We start from the raw sequence: 16,359 nt of genomic DNA on the forward strand, positions 1-16,359 counted from the left end.
CGGGATTCGATCACCCCTTCCGAGCCGGAGCCCCTGCCATGACGCCGCCGCCCCCGTCCGAAAGCGACCAACGCCGCCCCTCCCAGTACGAGGTGGTGGTGCAAGGCATCCAGGAGATGATCGTCTCCGGTGAAATCGCTTCCGGCGACCGCCTGCCCGTCGAGTCGATCCTCGCCACCCGCTTCGCTGTCTCGCGCAGCTCACTGCGTGAAGGGGTCAGGGCGCTGGTCGCCATGGGCATCCTCGAGACCCGCCAGGGCTCCGGCACCACCGTTACCTCGCTGGACCCGGGGCTGCTGCTGAAGCCCCTGGAGTTCTGGGCGGGCATCCAGGCCGGGACCTCGTCCCGCGACCTGCACAATGTGCGCCAGGCGCTGGAGGTGGAGGCCGCGGCGGTGGCGGCGCTGCGCCGAACCGACGAGGACATCGAGCGCCTGAAGGCCGTACTGGCCGAGGCCGAGCCCGCCATCCAGGCGCTGGACCACGAAGGCGCCATGGCCGCCGACCTGGAGTTCCACCTCAGCCTGGCGAGGATTTCCCGCAACCCCGTGCTGGTCGCCCTGCTCGAGGCACTGTCGCGGCCGACCCTGCGGATGCGGCTGTGGCAATCGATCCACCTCGGCGGTCGTATCGCCATCACCCACCAGGAGCACCTGGCCATCCTCAATGCCGTTGTCGCCGGCGACCCCAGGGGCGCCCATGCCGCCATGCAGACTCACCTCGCTCAGGTCGCCGTGGTGCTGCGGGACACCCCCGATTCGCGTTAAGGCGCTGCCAGTTCAAGAGACGCCAGCTCAGGCCAGATCACCCTCGTTGCTGGTCTCGGGCCGCGGATGACGCTGCACATAGACGCCGAAGGCCACGATCACCGCGAAGCACACCGCCACCACCAGGTAGCTGGTCTGGGCCGAGGTGATATCGATCAGCCAGCCCTGGGCCAGCGGCACCAGGGCGCCACCGACGATCGCCATCACAAGACCTGCGGCGCCGTACTTGGTGTCCTGCCCCAGCCCCTCCAGCGAGATGCCGTAGATGGTGGGGAACAGCAGCGAGATACAGGCGCTCAGCAGCACCAGGGCCACCGCCCCGATCAGGTTGCCGCTGAACACCGCCACCAGCGACAGCGCGACACCGAGCACGCACATCCCGGTCATCAGCTTGCGCGGGTCCACCCGACCCATGACACCGACCATGACGAAGCGCGACACCAGGAAGACCAGCAAGGAGGCCTGCAGCCAGTAGCCGGCCTCTTCGCTGCCGACGCCCAGCGCCTCGGTCACGTAGTGGATGGTGAAGGTCCAGGTGCAGGTCTGGGCGGCCACGTTGAAGAACTGCGCCACCACCCCGAAGGCGTAGCGACGGTTGCGCACCAGCCGGCCGAGGCGACTCCCCGACAGCGCCACCGTCTCGCTCTTGCGGTCCGCCATCAGCGCCTCGTGGCGCGGCACCCGCACCATGGCAATAGCAATCGCGATCACCACATAGACCAGCGCCAGGGTGATGTAGGGGCCCATCACCGCCTGCAATTCCGCCGACTGCATCTCGGTCAGCGCCTCCTGGGTCAGCGAGGCGCGCTGCTCGGCGGTGGCCGGATTGACGTGGGGCAGGATAAACACCGCGGCCAGCAGCACCCCCAGGTTCGACCCCACCGGGTTGAAGGACTGGGCGAAATTCAGCCGCCGTGTGGCGTTCTCACGCGGGCCCATCGCCATCACGTAGGGATTGGCGGAGGTTTCGAGGATCGACAGCCCGGCCGCCAGGGTGAACAGCGCCACCAGGAACATTGAGTAGGTCATCATCTGGGAGGCCGGCATGAACAGAAGCCCGCCGGTGGCCGCCAGCAGGAGGCCGATCAGCACGCCGCCCTTGTAACCCAGGCGCGAATTGATCCAGGCCGCCGGGATCGCCAGGGCAAAATAGGCGCCGTAGTAGGCGAACTGCACCAGTGACGCCTGCAGCGCGCTCATCGAGAACACCGAGCCGAACACCGACACCAGGGGGTCGGTCAGATTGCCGGCGAGACCCCAGGCGGCAAAGCAGGTGACGATAAGCACAAAGGGCACGGTCATGCCCCTGTGCAGAAAAGAGGACTTTTCCGGCGCCGACTGTTGCTCAGCCGCCGCGGTAGAGGATGCATCCACAAGTGACTCCTTGTATGTATTTGTATGTGGTTATCGAGACAATTGATCAGATGAATTTAGCTAGTGAGGGAGAAACTAGTCGAGGGGCCACGTGAATACAAGGAATGACGGATAAGACAAACGTCTTAGGAGGCTTGGCGAAAACCATTGCAATTCACTGTTTAAAGCGAGTTTTTATCGCTAAGGCGTGGAGCAAAAAAGCTCAACGAGGGAACAGCACCAAGTGCGCCAGGCGAATGGCTTAGGCATTGCTCACTGACCTTCGCGAGAGATAGATACGATGAATAGGTCAGCCTGGCTGGCTATCGCCACGCGGGGGGGGGCTAAAGAGGAGAGAAAGATGAGAGAGAGGGGGAGAAAAGACAGGGGCGCGAGAAGACAGGGCCTGAGTAGAGAGCGAGAGAAGAGAGGGTGCAAGAAGAGTGGGAAGAGAAGCAGGGATGCAGAGGCGTCACGCTGGGACGGGAAAAGGCTCGAGGAGCGCAGGCACTTTTCAGGCAAGCCCTAGGAGAGTCGCAATGCCAGCTCCGCCTGCCCCACCAAGGCCTGCCGATGAATATCGAGCAGATGACGGTAGTCCTCGCCAAGGGCGTCCTGCATACCCGTCGCCTCAAAGCGTTCGAGTAACTCACTCGCCCAGGCCACCACCTCCTGATACCGGGAAAGCGCGTCCAACAGGGCCTCGTCGGAGACCACCTCCACGGCGCTATCGATCAGGACATCTTCGACCAGGACATCCTGCGAAACGCTTGACGGGTTGGTGTTATTCATTCGTGACTCCTGGGGCCAAGACGGCTGTTGATGGGGGCCTGTGTCCGAGACTGCTGTGACCGAGCCTGCCGTAACCGAGATAGCCGCAACAAGGTTGGCCGGGCCTATAAATGCCGACAGGCGCCAGAGGCGCCTGTCGGGGTTGGGCCGCAAAGGAGCGACCCGCGGAGGAGCAAGTCAGCCAAGGGCTGACAACCCACCTAGCCTTTAGCCCAGCAGGGACAGCACGGACTGCGGCACCTGGTTGGCCTGGGCCAGCACGGAAGTACCGGCCTGCTGCAGGATCTGGGCGCGAGTCATATTGGCCACTTCCACCGCGTAGTCGGCGTCTTCGATACGCGAACGGGCGGCAGACAGGTTGGTCTCGTTGGTGCTCAGATTGGTAATCGCAGATTCGAAGCGGTTCTGGATGGCACCAAGGTCGGAGCGCAGGTTGTCGACTTGACTCAATGCATCATCAAGGGCTGAAAGCGGATCAGTCGTTTTAGCCACAGTGGAAAGTTCATCACCACGTGTAACCTCTCCAGAATCGCTATCAATTATTGCTTCATAGTACTTGGTTTCAGTACCGCTAGTATCTTTCACCACATAGTCAGGCGCACCTTCCTCCGCACCGGAGTACGCAAAAGTGTTACTAGCGTCTGAACCCGTCAAAGTTACAGCTTCTTTAACTGTAGTGACGGTCTCAAGTCCAGCGCCGGGAGAAGCGTTAATCGAACCAAGAGTGACGCCGCCATCAGCGGCTACAGTTACGTCGTATTTACCGTTAGCTGATCCGGTAGTATCGCCAGAGTATGTGACGTAATAGTTCCCAGCGTCGTCCTGTTCAAAGTCACCGAAGGAGCCATCACCGGTTCCGGGCGCTGTAAAACCAGAAGAATCAAGTGTAACGTCATCACCAATGCGCGCTTGCGTGGAGGCCGCAGATGCAACGTCACTTTCAGTGAGGGCATTTGCTACATTGAAGGAACCCAGACCGAGAGATTCAGCATCCATCTTCTGCAAATCGATGGTGATAGTCTGGCCATCTTCAGAGCCTACCTGGATATCGATAGTTGTCTTAGAACCATCCAGCACCTTGGTACCGTTAAAGTCGGTCTGTTCTGAGATGCGGTCAATCTCGTCGAGACGTGCGGTAATTTCATCCTGAATGGATGAGAGGTCAGACGATGAGTTGGTACCGTTCTGCGCCTGAACCGTCAGTTCACGCACACGCTGCAGGTTGTCGTTGACCTGATTCAGAGCACCTTCCGCGGTCTGTGCGACAGAGATACCGTCGTTGGCATTGCGCTGAGCGGTGGACAGACCGGTGATCTGTGCGCTCATGCGGTTGGCGATGGCCTGGCCGGCGGCGTCGTCCTTGGCGCTGTTGATGCGCAGGCCGGAGGACAGGCGCTCCATGGAGGTGGTCAGGGCGCTCTTGGACGCGTTGAGGTTCTGCTGACCAATCATGGAAGTGATATTGGTATTGATCACGGACATGGTGTCATCCTTCCTTAAAGAGTTGGGCTCCATTGGCGGACCGTCTTGGCCTGCCGCAACGGCGCCGTTGGCCGTTACCCTCTTTATCGGTGGCTCGCCGAAAAGCTTTAGCCCTGGCCTGCAAATTTCTTTGGAAGGCCTCTTTCCAGGGGTCCTGCCTGGGCTCTTCCTGGACTCTTGCCTGGGGGCTTGCTTGACCGCCTGCTGGGCCGTCTACGGCTGCTTTTCACCGGGTCTGCGCCGGCTCTTCACCGGGTCTGCACCCGCTCTCCATCAGGTCTGCATCAGGCCTGCGCCTGCTCTTTACCGGCTCGCTACCCGCCTCCCATCGGGTCTGTGACTGTTCTGCATGCTTTCCTGTGCCTTCTTTGTGCCTATTCGCTGACGCATCTTCTCTACGGTTGTCCCCCTCTCGCCCTTGCTGGACGCTGACTCTGGTAGTGGATGCTGACATCAGGGGCTAGCACTCGCGGTTGATTGAGGTATGTTGAAGACTGTTTTGGTGCCATTTCGAGCAAACGCGTCCAGGGATACCGGACCGCCCGTCCAAAGGCGCCTTTGCCTCGGGCGGTAGACGCACCACGGTGGCCGCTATCAACGCTGTCGCCTGCCATGCTGTGAGGATGGCGAGTCTTCGTCATAGCGTCGGAAGGACAAGGAAATGAGCGCCCGGAAGCAGGGTCGCCAAGGGGGTCGTGGGTAGGATGCCGTTTAGACTGCGCGATGTGGCGGAAGATGCCTGGCTGCTGATGGCCTCCAGCGGACTGCTGATGGTCGGCGCTGCGGGTCTCGCCGCCTGGTTGATCCACCCGGTGGAACAGCCGCTGCTGGTCCCCGATGTGGCGCTGGCAAGCCTCGCTGGCGGCGGCGGCGTTCTGCTGCAGGTACTGCGCAGACCGCGTGGCCGCAGCGTCTGCGGCCTGATGATGCTGCTGCTGGCGCTGTACGCCATCGTCCATGACCTGGTCGCCAGCGGCCCTGCCGACGTGCAGTCGCTGCTGACCGGCGGTCCGCGCATGACCAGCTGGGCGGGCCTGGCGATGCTGCCGGGCTGCGTGGCCCTGATGATCGGGGTGGAGCATCGCCAGGGCTCCTTCTGGTGGCGGTTGTCGGGGGGGCTGCTGCTGCTGATCGGCGCGATCTTTACCGTCTGGCTGGTGATTCCTGGCCAGGCACCCAAAGTCTGGGAGGTGACCCGCAGCACCTCGCCCATGGCGGTGTGTCTGCTCTACCTGATCGCCGGCCCGGCCTCGCTGGTGGCTGCCTCACGCCCGCCCAACCGCCCGCTGCGCCTGCAACGCGCCAGCATCGCGGTGGCCTGTGCCGGGGTACTGCTCAGCAGCCTGGCCTGGCTGTCGCTCAACCATGTGCGCCAGAGCCACGTCCAGCAGGACGCCGCCAATACCCTGACCAACATCGAAGAGCGCGCACGCGGCCAGATGGCGCTACACCAGCGCTGGCTCGACCGCCTGGCCAACCGTGCCGGCGAGCAGACGACCGACGCCAATACCCTGGCCGACGTCATCACCTTCTATCTGCGAGACGTACAAAGCCTGGAGAGCCTGGCGCTGTATCGCGGCGACCAGCGGCTATGGCTGCGCTCACGGCGTGCTCAGGACAGCGTCTGCCGCTTGAGCGAGGCACTGCCCAGGCCGGCCCGCGGCGAACTACGGCTGGAGTTGCCCGACAACCCGCTGGCGACGTCGGCACGTATGGTCAGGACCCTGGCCGATGACGACCTGCGCCTGGTCGCCTGCATCGATCTGCCCGGCACCCTGGCCCCCAGTAACCGCAGCGTTGCCGACCGCACCCTGCTGGCCGTCACCGACAGCCAGGGCGTCTGGTGGTGCGGTTTTGGCGAAGACACCTGGCAGGTCAAGGACCCGACCCTACCCAGACTGGCCGAGCAGACCCTGGAGCTGGACGGGCGCACCCTGTCCCTGCGTGCACTGCCAGGCCCGGACAGTGACTGGTGGCTGGCGGGTAGCCTGCCGGCGCTGATCACCCTGATCGGGTTGGTCATGTCCTACAGCCTGGCCATCAGCCTGTCACTGATGCGCACCCTGCTGTGGCAGACCCAGAGCCTGGTGGCCGCCCAGGACCAGCTCGAAAGCTACCAGGGCATCCAGTCGATGATCGCCAGGGAGGCGCCACTGACCGAGACCCTGGAGGCCTGCTGCAGACTGTTCGAGGGCCACCTCCCCAATGCCATTGCCACCGTGCTGACGCTGGACCCCGGCGGCGAGACCCTGAGCCTGGCGGCGGGCCACAGCCTGCCATCGGAGATGGCACCGCTGCTCGCCAGAACCCCGGTGGGCGGCACCTTCGGCACCTGGGCCAGCGCCGCCGCGGCGAGGGCCCCCCGGGCCAGCGACGACATCACCGAGGACCCGGCCTGCGCCGGCGTGCACCCGCGCCTGCGCGACGGCGAGTTGATGGCCTGCTGGGCCTATCCGGTCGTCGCCAGCGATGAACGCCTGCTGGGGGTGGTCAGCCTGTTCTTTCGACACTCGCCGGCACAGCAGGCCGAGCCCAGCAGGCGTATCGAGCGCTGCCTGGAGCTGGTCGCCCTGGCGGTGGAACGCGACCAGGACCGCCAGGCGCTGTTCCAGAGCGAACAGCGCTACCGCTCGTTGTTCACCTACAACCCCGACGCCATCTACTCCCTCGACCACGAAGGCATCTTCGTCGCCGCCAACACCACCTGCTCGACCCTCACCGGAGTGCCGCTGGGCGACATCCTGGGGCGGCACTACGAGGTGTTCGTCAAGGAATCGGATCGCTCCTGGGTGCGCGACGCGGTGCGCAAGACGCTCAAGGGCGAGGTCACCCGCTACACCCTGCCCATCACTACTCCGCTGGGCAGGCGGGTAATGGACATCACCAACCTGCCGATCATCATCGACGGCGACATCAGTGGAACCTTCGGCATCGCCAAGGACGTGACCGAGCGCCACGCCCAGGAGACCCAGCTGCGCATCCTGCAGCGCAGCGTCGAGGCCAGCATCAATGGCATCGTGATCGCCGATGCGCGCTCGCCGGAGCTGCCGATCATCTACGCCAACCCGGCCTTCATGCGCATGACCGGCTATCCGGAGGAAGAAGTGCTGGGGCGCAACTGTCGCTTCCTGCAGGGTGAGGAGAGCGATCCACAGGTGGTGGCACGTATTCGCCGCCAGCTGGCAAACCACAGCGAAGTCCGCGCCACCCTGCTCAACTACCGCAAGAACGGCGAGGCCTTCTGGAACGACCTCTACATCTCGCCGGTGATGGACACCGATGGCGAGGTCTCTCACTTCGTCGGCGTCCAGCACGACATCTCCGAGCACAAGGCCTACGAGGAAAGCCTGGCCTACCATGCCAGCCACGACGCCCTGACGGGCCTTGCCAATCGCGCCCTGTTCGAGGATCGTCTGCGCCACGATTTCGCCCTGGCCAAGCGCCAGTCCCACCACCTTGGCGTGCTGTTCATCGACCTGGACGAGTTCAAGCCGATCAATGACAGCCTCGGCCACGACGTCGGCGACAAGGTGTTGATCCAGGTCGCCCAGCGGCTCACCGAGGCGCTCAGGCCCGGGGATACCGTGGCCCGCTTCGGCGGCGACGAGTTCGTGGTGCTGCTGCCGGACCTCGACGAGCCCGAGCAGGCGGTGACCCTGGCCGAACGTCTGCTGCCGAAGGTGGCCCAGGCCTACCGGGTCGGCGAGCATGAGCTGCACGTTACCGCCAGCATCGGGGTGGCGGTGTCCAGCGACGTCACCATCGAACCGATGCAGTTGCTGCAGCAGTCCGACATGGCCATGTACCAGGCCAAGCACCAGGGACGCAATGCGCTGCAGCACTTCAGCCAGGACATCACCTGGGGGGTAAACGAGCGGGTGGCGATGCGCCATGACCTGCAGGCCGCCATCGACGGTGAGCAGCTACGCCTGCACTACCAGCCGGTGTTCGACAACCACCGGGCGATCATCGGAGTCGAGGCGCTGTTGCGCTGGGAACATCCGGTACGCGGCCAGGTGCCGCCCCAGGACTTTATCGCCCTGGCCGAGGAAACCGGCCAGGTCATCGCCATCAACCACTGGGTGCTGACCCGCGCCTGCAGCGACCTGCAGCTCCTCAACGAGGCCGGCTTCGAGGGCCTGGCGGTGGCGGTCAACCTGTCGCCGCTGCAGTTCCGCCGGGCCAACTTCCTCGAGACCGTACGCGACACCCTGAACCAGACCGGCATCGAGGCCCACCAGCTCACCCTCGAGCTGACCGAGGGCATCCTGATGCACGACACCCCGAACGCCATCGAGACGCTGCAGTCGCTGCGCGACATGGGCGTCGAGGTGGCCATCGACGACTTCGGCACCGGCTTCTCGAGCCTTGGCTACCTCAAGCACCTGCCGGTCAGCACGGTGAAGATCGATCGCACCTTCGTCCAAGGGCTGCCGGACAACCAGGAGGATGGCGCCATCCTTCAGGGGATCATCGCCATGGCCCACCACCTGGAGTTGATGGTGGTGGCCGAAGGCATCGAGCACGAGGCCCAGCACGAGTTCCTGCTGCAGCATCATTGCGACGCCTTCCAGGGCTTCCACCTGGCCCACCCCATGCCCTTCGAGCGCTTGACCCGCTTTCTCGGCGAGCATCGCCTGGCCAGCCAGCGCGACGCCATCGACCGCTCGCGGCGCAAGCGTCACTCCCAGGCCTGACAACGCTTGATCGGTGTCACGCCCCCGCCGAGTGTCTAGCCTGAACAAGGTTGTCAGCCTAAAGATCCGGCACATTCGGCCGATACTCCGAGACAACGTATGCCAGATGTCGTCGAGGAGTCCCGCTGGTGCCGGACCAACAAGAATTCGAGGAAGTACGCGCCCCCCAGGAAATCGCCAGGCTGCTGGACTGCTTGAGCGGCCCCCAGGGGGCCGCACTGGCGTGGGAGGAAGGCAATGGAACGCCGACACCAGTGCTGCTGATGGAGGTTGCCCCGGGGGAGTCCATCACCCTGGACATCACCGCGGTGGAGGGTCTTCACCGCCAGCTTAAGCAGGGCAAGCCCTTTCGTCTGGTCGGCTACTGCGAGGGCATGATCACCCGCACTCCGGCGATCACGGCCGCGGACGGTGAGGTGACCACGGCGCCGAGTGAGGCGGAACTGTCGCGGGAAGCCAGCCGCTCCCCCGGCCAGGGCGTGCCGCTGCGCCGGCTGTGGCGCTGCCCCTACCCGAACCAGCTGGAGCGGCTGCAGCGCCGTCAGAGCTTTCGCGCGCGCCTGCGCCTGGGCATGGCCGCCGAGGCGGTGCTCAGAGACGGCGATAGCCAGGACTTGCACGGCGACCTGATCGATCTGTCGGTGGACGGCTGTCGCCTCGACCTCCCGCGCACCGCCGCTCCTGTGCTGACCAACAGAGAGCTGCCGGTGCCGCTGGAGCTGGGCTTTCCCGATGGTACCCGTCTGGCGCTCCAGGCCGTCGTGCAACATCATCGCTTCGACCCCGAACGGCGGCTGGTCGAGGCCGGCTTTCGCTTCATCGGCGTCGGTGCCCACCAGGATCGCACCCTGTGGAAGCTGGTACGCGAGGTCGAGCGTGAGGCCGCGCGCATCGCCGAAGGGGTGGATTCCAGGCGTCCACCATCGCCGCTGTTTCAGCTACCGGCAGGGCGCCGCGGCCCGCGCCTTGGCCGTCGCGAGGCGGAAGCCTACCCCACCGTCATGACCCAGCGGCTGTCGCGGGTAGCCGGCTACCTGCACGCCCAGGCGATGGAGCTGATTCAGGGCGGCTGCATCCACGGCCCGCGCCTGTCGCGCCAGGCCGACCACCTGCTGGCCCTGTACGACGAGGACCGCGACGGCGTGCTGTTCGCGCTGAGGTTCCTGACCCGCGAGTCCTGGCCGGTACGCCATGGCCTGTCGGTGGCGATCCTGTTGATCGACCTGCTGGAAGACAGCCTGCCCGGCGAGTTACGCAAGTCCATCGTCGCCAGCGCCATGATTCATGACCTGGGCAAGGTGCTGCTGCCCGAGCCCCTGCGCCTGACGCCGACCTTCGGCGACGCCGAACGCAATCGTCTGATCAAGCACGTGGGCTGGCTGCGCGAGCGCCTCAGCCACTGCGCCTGGATCAACGCCTCGGTGTTCGAGGCCACCGCCTGCCAGATCAACGAGCGCCTCGACGGCAGCGGCTATCCCGCCGGCATCCGCGACGACGAGCTACGTGAGCTGGCCCGGGCCAGCGCCGTGGTCGACGCCATCGATGCCATGCGTGCCCAGCGCCCCGACCGTCCGCCCTGGCGTCTCGCGGCGATCTACCGCTACCTGCTCGACCACCCCGACAAGTTCGACACCAGCTGGGTCAAGCGCTTCATCCGGCGCTTCGGTCTGTACCCGATCGGCTCGCTGGTGCGCTTTGACGACGCCTCGCTCGGCTGGGTACTGGCGCTGGACGACCAGGGCCGGCCCTCGCGGGTACAGCGCATGGCCGGCAAGCCGCCCAGCCAGGTCCCGCGGGAGCCGCTGATCGGCCCGCTGGTGGAAGGCGAGACGCTGGCCGCGCTGGGCGAGATCCAGGCCGAGGTGATCATCGGCGCCTGACGCTCAAGTCCGATGAGCACCCGCCGATAACCCGATATACCAAGCACAAGGACGCCTGTTCGAGCCACTGGCCTGCCGGCGTTCTGTCACACTGCCCCCATCACACAGGAAGGACGACATGGCCTCGATCTCATCGCTCGGCATCGGCTCCGGTCTCGACCTCAACGGGCTGCTCGATCAGCTCGAGGCGGCGGAGCAAAAGCAGCTGGAGCCCATCGTGGCCCAGCAGGCGAGCTATCAGGCCAAGATCTCCGCCTACGGCACCCTGGAAGGCGCGCTGAACAGCTTCCAGGAGGCGGTCGACAAGCTCGGCGACCCGGCGCTTTACCAGAGCCTGTCCAGCAGCGTCGAGGGCGAGGGTATCAGTGCCAGCGCCAGCGAACTGGCGAGCCCCGGCCGCTACGACGTCGAGGTGACCCGGCTGGCCCGAGCCCAGAGCCTGGCCAGCGATGGCTTCGACGCCAGGGACAGCGAGCTGGGCGCCGGTACCCTGAGCCTTACCGTGGGTGGCGAAGACGTCAGCATCAGCCTGAGCCAGGAAGACAGCACCCTGGAGGGACTGCGCGACGCCATCAATGACGCCGAGGCCGGCGTCAGCGCCTCGATCATCAACACCGGCGACGCCGACAATCCCTACCGTCTGGTGCTGTCGAGCGACAAGACCGGCGCCGAGGCGTCGATCAGCGCCGTGAGCTTCGTGCCGGATGACGCTGCCGATACCGAGCTGCAGACCAAGCTGGCCTTCGACATCGCAAGCCCCGACCCCGACGACACCGGCGCCGGCATGCACCAGTCGGTGGCCGGTGAAGACGCGGCACTGACGGTCAACGGCATCGCCATCACCAGTGCCTCCAACAGCGTCGAGGGGGCCATCGAGGGCGTCGACCTGACCCTGACGGACGTCGGCGAGACCACGGTCAAGGTCGAGTACAACAACCTGGCCCTGCGTGAGGCGGTCAGCGGCTTCGTCGACAGCTACAACGAGCTCAAGGACACCATGGGCACGCTGACCAGCTTCGACGCCGAGAGCGGTGCCTCGGGCGAACTGCTTGGCGACGCCACCCTGCGCAGCATCGAATCGCGGCTGCGCGGCACCCTGTCCGGCGGCGTGGCCCAGGGTGACTTCCGCACCCTCAGCGATATCGGCATCACCCTGCAGCTCGACGGCACCCTTGAACTCGATGACGAGCGCCTGGACGAGGTCATCTCCAGCGAGCGCGGCGACCTGGCCGACTTCTTTACCGGTGGCGAGGACGGGGTAGGTCTTGCCGACAGCCTCGACGACACCCTGGGCGCCATCCTCGATGACGGCGGCCTGCTCGACAATGCTACCAGCGGGCTCGAGACCCGCATGGAAAGCCTCGACCGCCAGTACGAGCGCACCGAGCAGAGCATCGATGCCACCGTGGAGCGCTACCGCAGCCAATTCGGACAGCTGGACAGCATGATCGCCAGCATGAACCAGACCAGCAGCTACCTGACCCAGCAGTTCGATGCGCTGAACGCCCAGCTGAACCAATAGCCCTGAGCCCGCCAGACCCAGCCGAGGAGACAACCAATGACACAAGCACAGGCCACCTATGGCCGCGGCGCCGGCGCTTACGCCCGCATGGGGGTGGAGAGCGGCGTGATGTCGGCCAGCCCCCACCAGTTGATCGTGATGCTGTTCGACGGCGCCCAGGCGTCGATTCGCGCCGCCCGCCTGCACCTGGAAGACGGTAATATTCCGGCCAAGGGCGCCGCCATCTCCAAGGCACTGGATATCGTCAACAGCGGCCTGCGCGCGGTGCTGGACGGCGAGCAGGGCGGCGAGGTGGCACTGCAGCTCGACAGCCTCTATGACTACATAGCGCGCCGCCTGCTCGACGCCAACCTGCGCAACGACGCCAGTGGCCTCGACGAAGCCGAACGCCTGATCGAGGATATCGCCTCGGCCTGGCGCGAGATCGGCACCACCACCCACTCCTGAGCGCTTGAGGTCCTAGATGCCACCGCTTGCCGAGTACCACGGCCCAGATACCCAAGGCCCAGATACCCAAGGCCCCCTGCTGTCTCGCTACGAGGCACTGCTGGCGATGACCGAACGGATGCTGTCGCTGGCCGCCGACCACGCCTGGGACGAGCTGATTGCTATTGAGGGCGACTATGTCAGCCAGGTTGCCGCTCTCGACAGCGCTGCACGTGATGGAGCGACACTCGATGGCGCGGCACCGATGGCAAGCCTCGACGCCGACGAGCGCCAGCGCCTGGGCAGCCTGCTGGAGGCCATTCTGGTCAATGATCTGGCGCTGCGAGAAAAGCTGGTTCACCGCCGCGACGAACTCGGCGAACTGCTCAAGGTGTCGCGCAACCAGCAGGACCTGCACCGCGCCTACGCCGGTGGCCGGGTGGTCAACGCCGGCACCCGCTTTCGACGCGAGACGCCGTGAGCGGCATCACACCGCTGATCGATACCCTGCTCCACCAGGTGCTGGGCAAGCGTGTCGACGTGCCCCCGACCAAGGACCCCAACGCCCCGGTCCAGCCGGTGGACCCGGGACGGGGGCCAGGCGCGGTCCATAGCGACTCGCGCCTGGACGCACGGCGGCCGCAGCAAGCCGCCGCCACCACCGGCCAGCGCCCGGCAACACCGAACGCCGAGGTCCCCACCGACAGCGATCGTCCCGCCTCCACCATCACCCGATTGAGCGCACCGGGCGCTCGCATCGCCGAGCTGCTGGCGCGTTTTCCGGCGCCGCCCTCGGCGTTGACATCGACGGGTCCCCTGCTGACGGCGAGCCCCGCCCAACAAGCACCCCAGAGCGCGTCGCCGTCGACGCTAGGCGCCACACACGGCGCCCCGGCCACCACGGCAACCACGGCGACCAGCGCAACGGCCGGGCTGGCCACTGGCCCGTCAGGGCCCGCCGTCACGATGCTCGCCGAGCGTCTGGGCGAGCGCGTGCGCGACAGCGGCCTGTTCTACGAGTCCCACCTCAATCGCTGGTTTCACGGCAACCTGGACCGCGCCCAGCTGGCACGGGAGCCCCAGATGTGGCGCGCCCTGGTGTTTCGGCCAATGGCCAGCGAGGCGAATGCTCAGACCTCTGGGCACTCCCCCGCTTCAGGCTCTGGTCGGCTCTCTACTCAAGCGGGCGCAATGGCCGGGCAACCGAGCGCTCAACCGAGCTCTCAACCGGGCACTCAACCGAGCTCTCGACAGAACATGGCGCCCGCCTTCCCGCTGGCGCCCTGGCGCAGCTCCCAGCCGGCCGGCTATCTGCCCAGCCTGGCGACGACGATCGCCGCCGATGCCCAGGGCGTCTCGAGCACGTCGGACGATGCCGCCGCCGCCCGTCGCGAGGGCGCATCCCCAAGCGGCGTCCACGAGAGCCTCGCTCCGCTGGTGCGCCACCAGCTCGAGATGCTGGCCACCCCGGTGCTGCGCTGGGAAGGCGACGTCTGGAGCGGACTGTTCATGGCGCTCGCCATTCATCCCCCGCAACGGGAGCCGGATCATCAGGGCGGCGGCAAGGGCCGCGATGACAACAAGGACGAGGAACACGCCTGGCGCACCGAGCTGGAACTGGAGCTGGCCGAACATGGCTCGCTCAGGGTGTCCGCGCTGCTCGGTGAAGAGCACCTGAGCCTGCGCCTGGCGACGTCCGCCGAGGGCCTGAGGGATCGACTCGAGCAAGGGCGCGAAACACTGATACAGCGCCTTGAGGGCCATGGCTTCGCCCGGGTGGAGCTGACCATCACCGAAGGTGACAGCAGGTCTGCCGAGGAGCTTCCGAAGTGAGCGATGACCAACCCGCACCCTCACGCCGCCATGCGGTGGCGCTGAGCTATGGTGAAAATGATCAGGCACCGAGAGTGATCGCCAAGGGCTACGGTGATATCGCCGAGCGCATCATCGACGAAGCCCGCCGCCAGGGAATCCACGTCCATGATGAACCGGCGCTGGTGGGCCTGTTGATGCAGCTCGATCTGGACGAGCAGATTCCGCCTCGTCTCTACCAGGTGATCGCCGAACTGCTGGTGTGGGTAGGCGAGCTAAATGCGAGCGACTCGCGAAACAGAATGTAATAAAATGTACAGGACTAATTAAACTTGGGTTTTTTTGGCGTCGTAAATATCGGTTTTCTTTGAATATTCACTTTTCTTGATACACATCAAACGGACACCGTTGAAGCTTTTTCCTCCCTCCTGGCTTGCGCCACACTGATAGCAATCGACAATACCTCGAATGGTGGACACGGACCTGACACTTAAACGTCAAAAAGTTCCGATAGTGTCCGTCCGCACCTATTCAGGTATATCGGCAATACCTAAAGCTGGCGATGATCAGCAAAAAAAACGATCAAGGCAGGGAACCCATGAGCAATCAGTCACTGATCGACGAGATTCAGGAGTTGAATCTTGCCTATCTTCTGCTGGCCCAACGTCTGTTGGCCGAAGACCGCACCACCGCCCGTCTGCGTCTGAACATCAGCGAAGAACAGGCCGAGCTGCTGGAAAGCTTCAATGCACGCCAGCTGACCCGGCTGTCACGCACCAACCAGTTGCTCTGCCAACTGGGGCTCGGCTCCACCGAGCAACTGCGTCAGGTGGTGGACAACCCGCGGGAACAGGGCCTGGCTCACCTCCACTCCTCGCTGTTGATGGCCTGCAGCGCGGCCTCTACCGGAGGCGCGCTGACATGAGCACCAAGAGCCTGGTCCAGGAGATGCATCAGGTGCAGCTCGCCATCGACCTGATCGAACTCGGTGCGCGTCTGCAGGTCCTGGAAACCGAGACCGACCTCAGTCGGGCCCGCCTGATCCGGCTGTTCAAGGAGGTCCGCGGCATGTCACCGCCCAAGGGCATGCTGCCGTTTTCCACCGACTGGTTCATCACCTGGCTGCCGAACATCCACTCGTCGCTGTTCTACGCCTTCTATCAGCGCCTGCAGGACCAGGGATGCGAGCGCATGGAGGCCTTCGTCAAGGCCTACCGGCTGTACACCGAGCAGATCGACATCGACGCCGCCGAGCCGGTGCTGGGGCTGACCCGGGCCTGGACGCTGATCCGCTTTTTTGAAAGCGACCTGCTGCAGTTGACGCCCTGCACCCGTTGTCATGGCAACTTCGTGGCCCACGCTCACTCGCCGAGCCACGACTACGTCTGCGGCATCTGCCAGCCACCGTCCCGCGCCGGCAAGACCCGCCGTCGCCAGGCGCAGAAGGACGAGGCCGCCAAGGCGGCAGAGACGCCAGCGATTGCAGGGCCGGTCAAGCATCTGGCTTGACCCCTCTTTACCACCGCAGGCCGCAGGGCGACTCCTCGTCGGAGCGCCCTGTGGCAGTCCAGTCCGCGGTTATCCGCCCTGTTTCACTCTCCCTACTCACTTCTCGCTAGGCCCCACCC

At 65.0% G+C, this 16,359-nt stretch carries 13 protein-coding genes; 10 read left to right on the plus strand and 3 right to left on the minus strand.

The window, feature by feature from the left end:
• The first annotated feature begins 38 nt into the window (after window positions 1-38).
• A complete protein-coding gene (locus RBB39_RS09260) occupies window positions 39-767 on the plus strand; it encodes a FadR/GntR family transcriptional regulator (protein ID WP_222568663.1) in 729 nt (242 codons plus the stop codon).
• 27 nt (window positions 768-794) lie between these two features.
• Here RBB39_RS09260 and fucP read toward each other — a convergent pair whose 3' ends face one another.
• The 3 genes from fucP to RBB39_RS09275 form a co-directional block, all read right to left on the minus strand.
• Window positions 795-2,141: an L-fucose:H+ symporter permease gene (gene fucP / locus RBB39_RS09265; RefSeq protein ID WP_287163772.1), complete on the minus strand. Its 1,347-nt coding sequence runs from the start codon at window positions 2,139-2,141 to the stop codon at window positions 795-797.
• 504 nt (window positions 2,142-2,645) lie between these two features.
• Window positions 2,646-2,912, minus strand: coding sequence for a hypothetical protein (locus RBB39_RS09270; RefSeq protein ID WP_306169046.1), 267 nt, complete (start codon window positions 2,910-2,912; stop codon window positions 2,646-2,648).
• Between the two features lie 207 nt (window positions 2,913-3,119).
• Entirely contained in the window at window positions 3,120-4,394 is a 1,275-nt protein-coding gene (locus RBB39_RS09275; RefSeq protein WP_306169047.1) for a FliC/FljB family flagellin, read from the minus strand.
• Between the two features lie 704 nt (window positions 4,395-5,098).
• Here RBB39_RS09275 and RBB39_RS09280 point away from each other — a divergent pair.
• From RBB39_RS09280 to flhC, 9 genes are all read left to right on the plus strand, one after another.
• The gene (locus tag RBB39_RS09280; RefSeq protein WP_306169048.1) at window positions 5,099-9,091 is read left to right on the plus strand and encodes an EAL domain-containing protein; all 3,993 of its coding nucleotides are present in this window, start codon (window positions 5,099-5,101) and stop codon (window positions 9,089-9,091) included.
• A 128-nt stretch (window positions 9,092-9,219) separates the two neighbouring features.
• Window positions 9,220-10,971 carry a PilZ domain-containing protein gene (locus tag RBB39_RS09285; protein WP_306169049.1) on the plus strand — a complete coding sequence of 584 codons (1,752 nt, stop codon included), beginning with the start codon at window positions 9,220-9,222 and terminating at the stop codon, window positions 10,969-10,971.
• 118 nt (window positions 10,972-11,089) lie between these two features.
• Complete coding sequence (fliD, locus tag RBB39_RS09290) at window positions 11,090-12,493, plus strand: flagellar filament capping protein FliD (protein ID WP_045994763.1); 1,404 nt, start codon at window positions 11,090-11,092, stop codon at window positions 12,491-12,493.
• A gap of 36 nt (window positions 12,494-12,529) precedes the next feature.
• Complete coding sequence (fliS, locus tag RBB39_RS09295; protein WP_045994764.1) at window positions 12,530-12,940, plus strand: flagellar export chaperone FliS; 411 nt, start codon at window positions 12,530-12,532, stop codon at window positions 12,938-12,940.
• Between the two features lie 16 nt (window positions 12,941-12,956).
• Window positions 12,957-13,400, plus strand: a complete 444-nt coding sequence (gene fliT, locus RBB39_RS09300) for a flagellar protein FliT (protein WP_045994765.1) — start codon at window positions 12,957-12,959, stop codon at window positions 13,398-13,400.
• Window positions 13,397-14,752, plus strand: coding sequence for a flagellar hook-length control protein FliK (locus RBB39_RS09305; RefSeq protein WP_287163763.1), 1,356 nt, complete (start codon window positions 13,397-13,399; stop codon window positions 14,750-14,752). Before fliT ends, RBB39_RS09305 begins: the two co-directional genes overlap by 4 nt.
• On the plus strand, window positions 14,749-15,039 hold the full coding sequence (locus RBB39_RS09310; protein WP_045994767.1) for an EscU/YscU/HrcU family type III secretion system export apparatus switch protein: 291 nt from the start codon (window positions 14,749-14,751) through the stop codon (window positions 15,037-15,039). The genes RBB39_RS09305 and RBB39_RS09310 overlap by 4 nt, the downstream gene beginning before the upstream one ends.
• Window positions 15,040-15,329: 290 nt before the next feature.
• A complete protein-coding gene (locus RBB39_RS09315; protein ID WP_045994768.1) occupies window positions 15,330-15,656 on the plus strand; it encodes a flagellar transcriptional regulator FlhD in 327 nt (108 codons plus the stop codon).
• The gene (flhC, locus tag RBB39_RS09320) at window positions 15,653-16,240 is read left to right on the plus strand and encodes a flagellar transcriptional regulator FlhC (protein WP_045994769.1); all 588 of its coding nucleotides are present in this window, start codon (window positions 15,653-15,655) and stop codon (window positions 16,238-16,240) included. The genes RBB39_RS09315 and flhC overlap by 4 nt, the downstream gene beginning before the upstream one ends.
• Window positions 16,241-16,359: the final 119 nt, after the last annotated feature.

This window comes from Halomonas sp. MMSF_3323 (genome assembly GCF_030733595.1).
In the GTDB taxonomy this organism is placed as follows: Bacteria; Pseudomonadota; Gammaproteobacteria; order Pseudomonadales; family Halomonadaceae; genus Halomonas; species Halomonas litopenaei.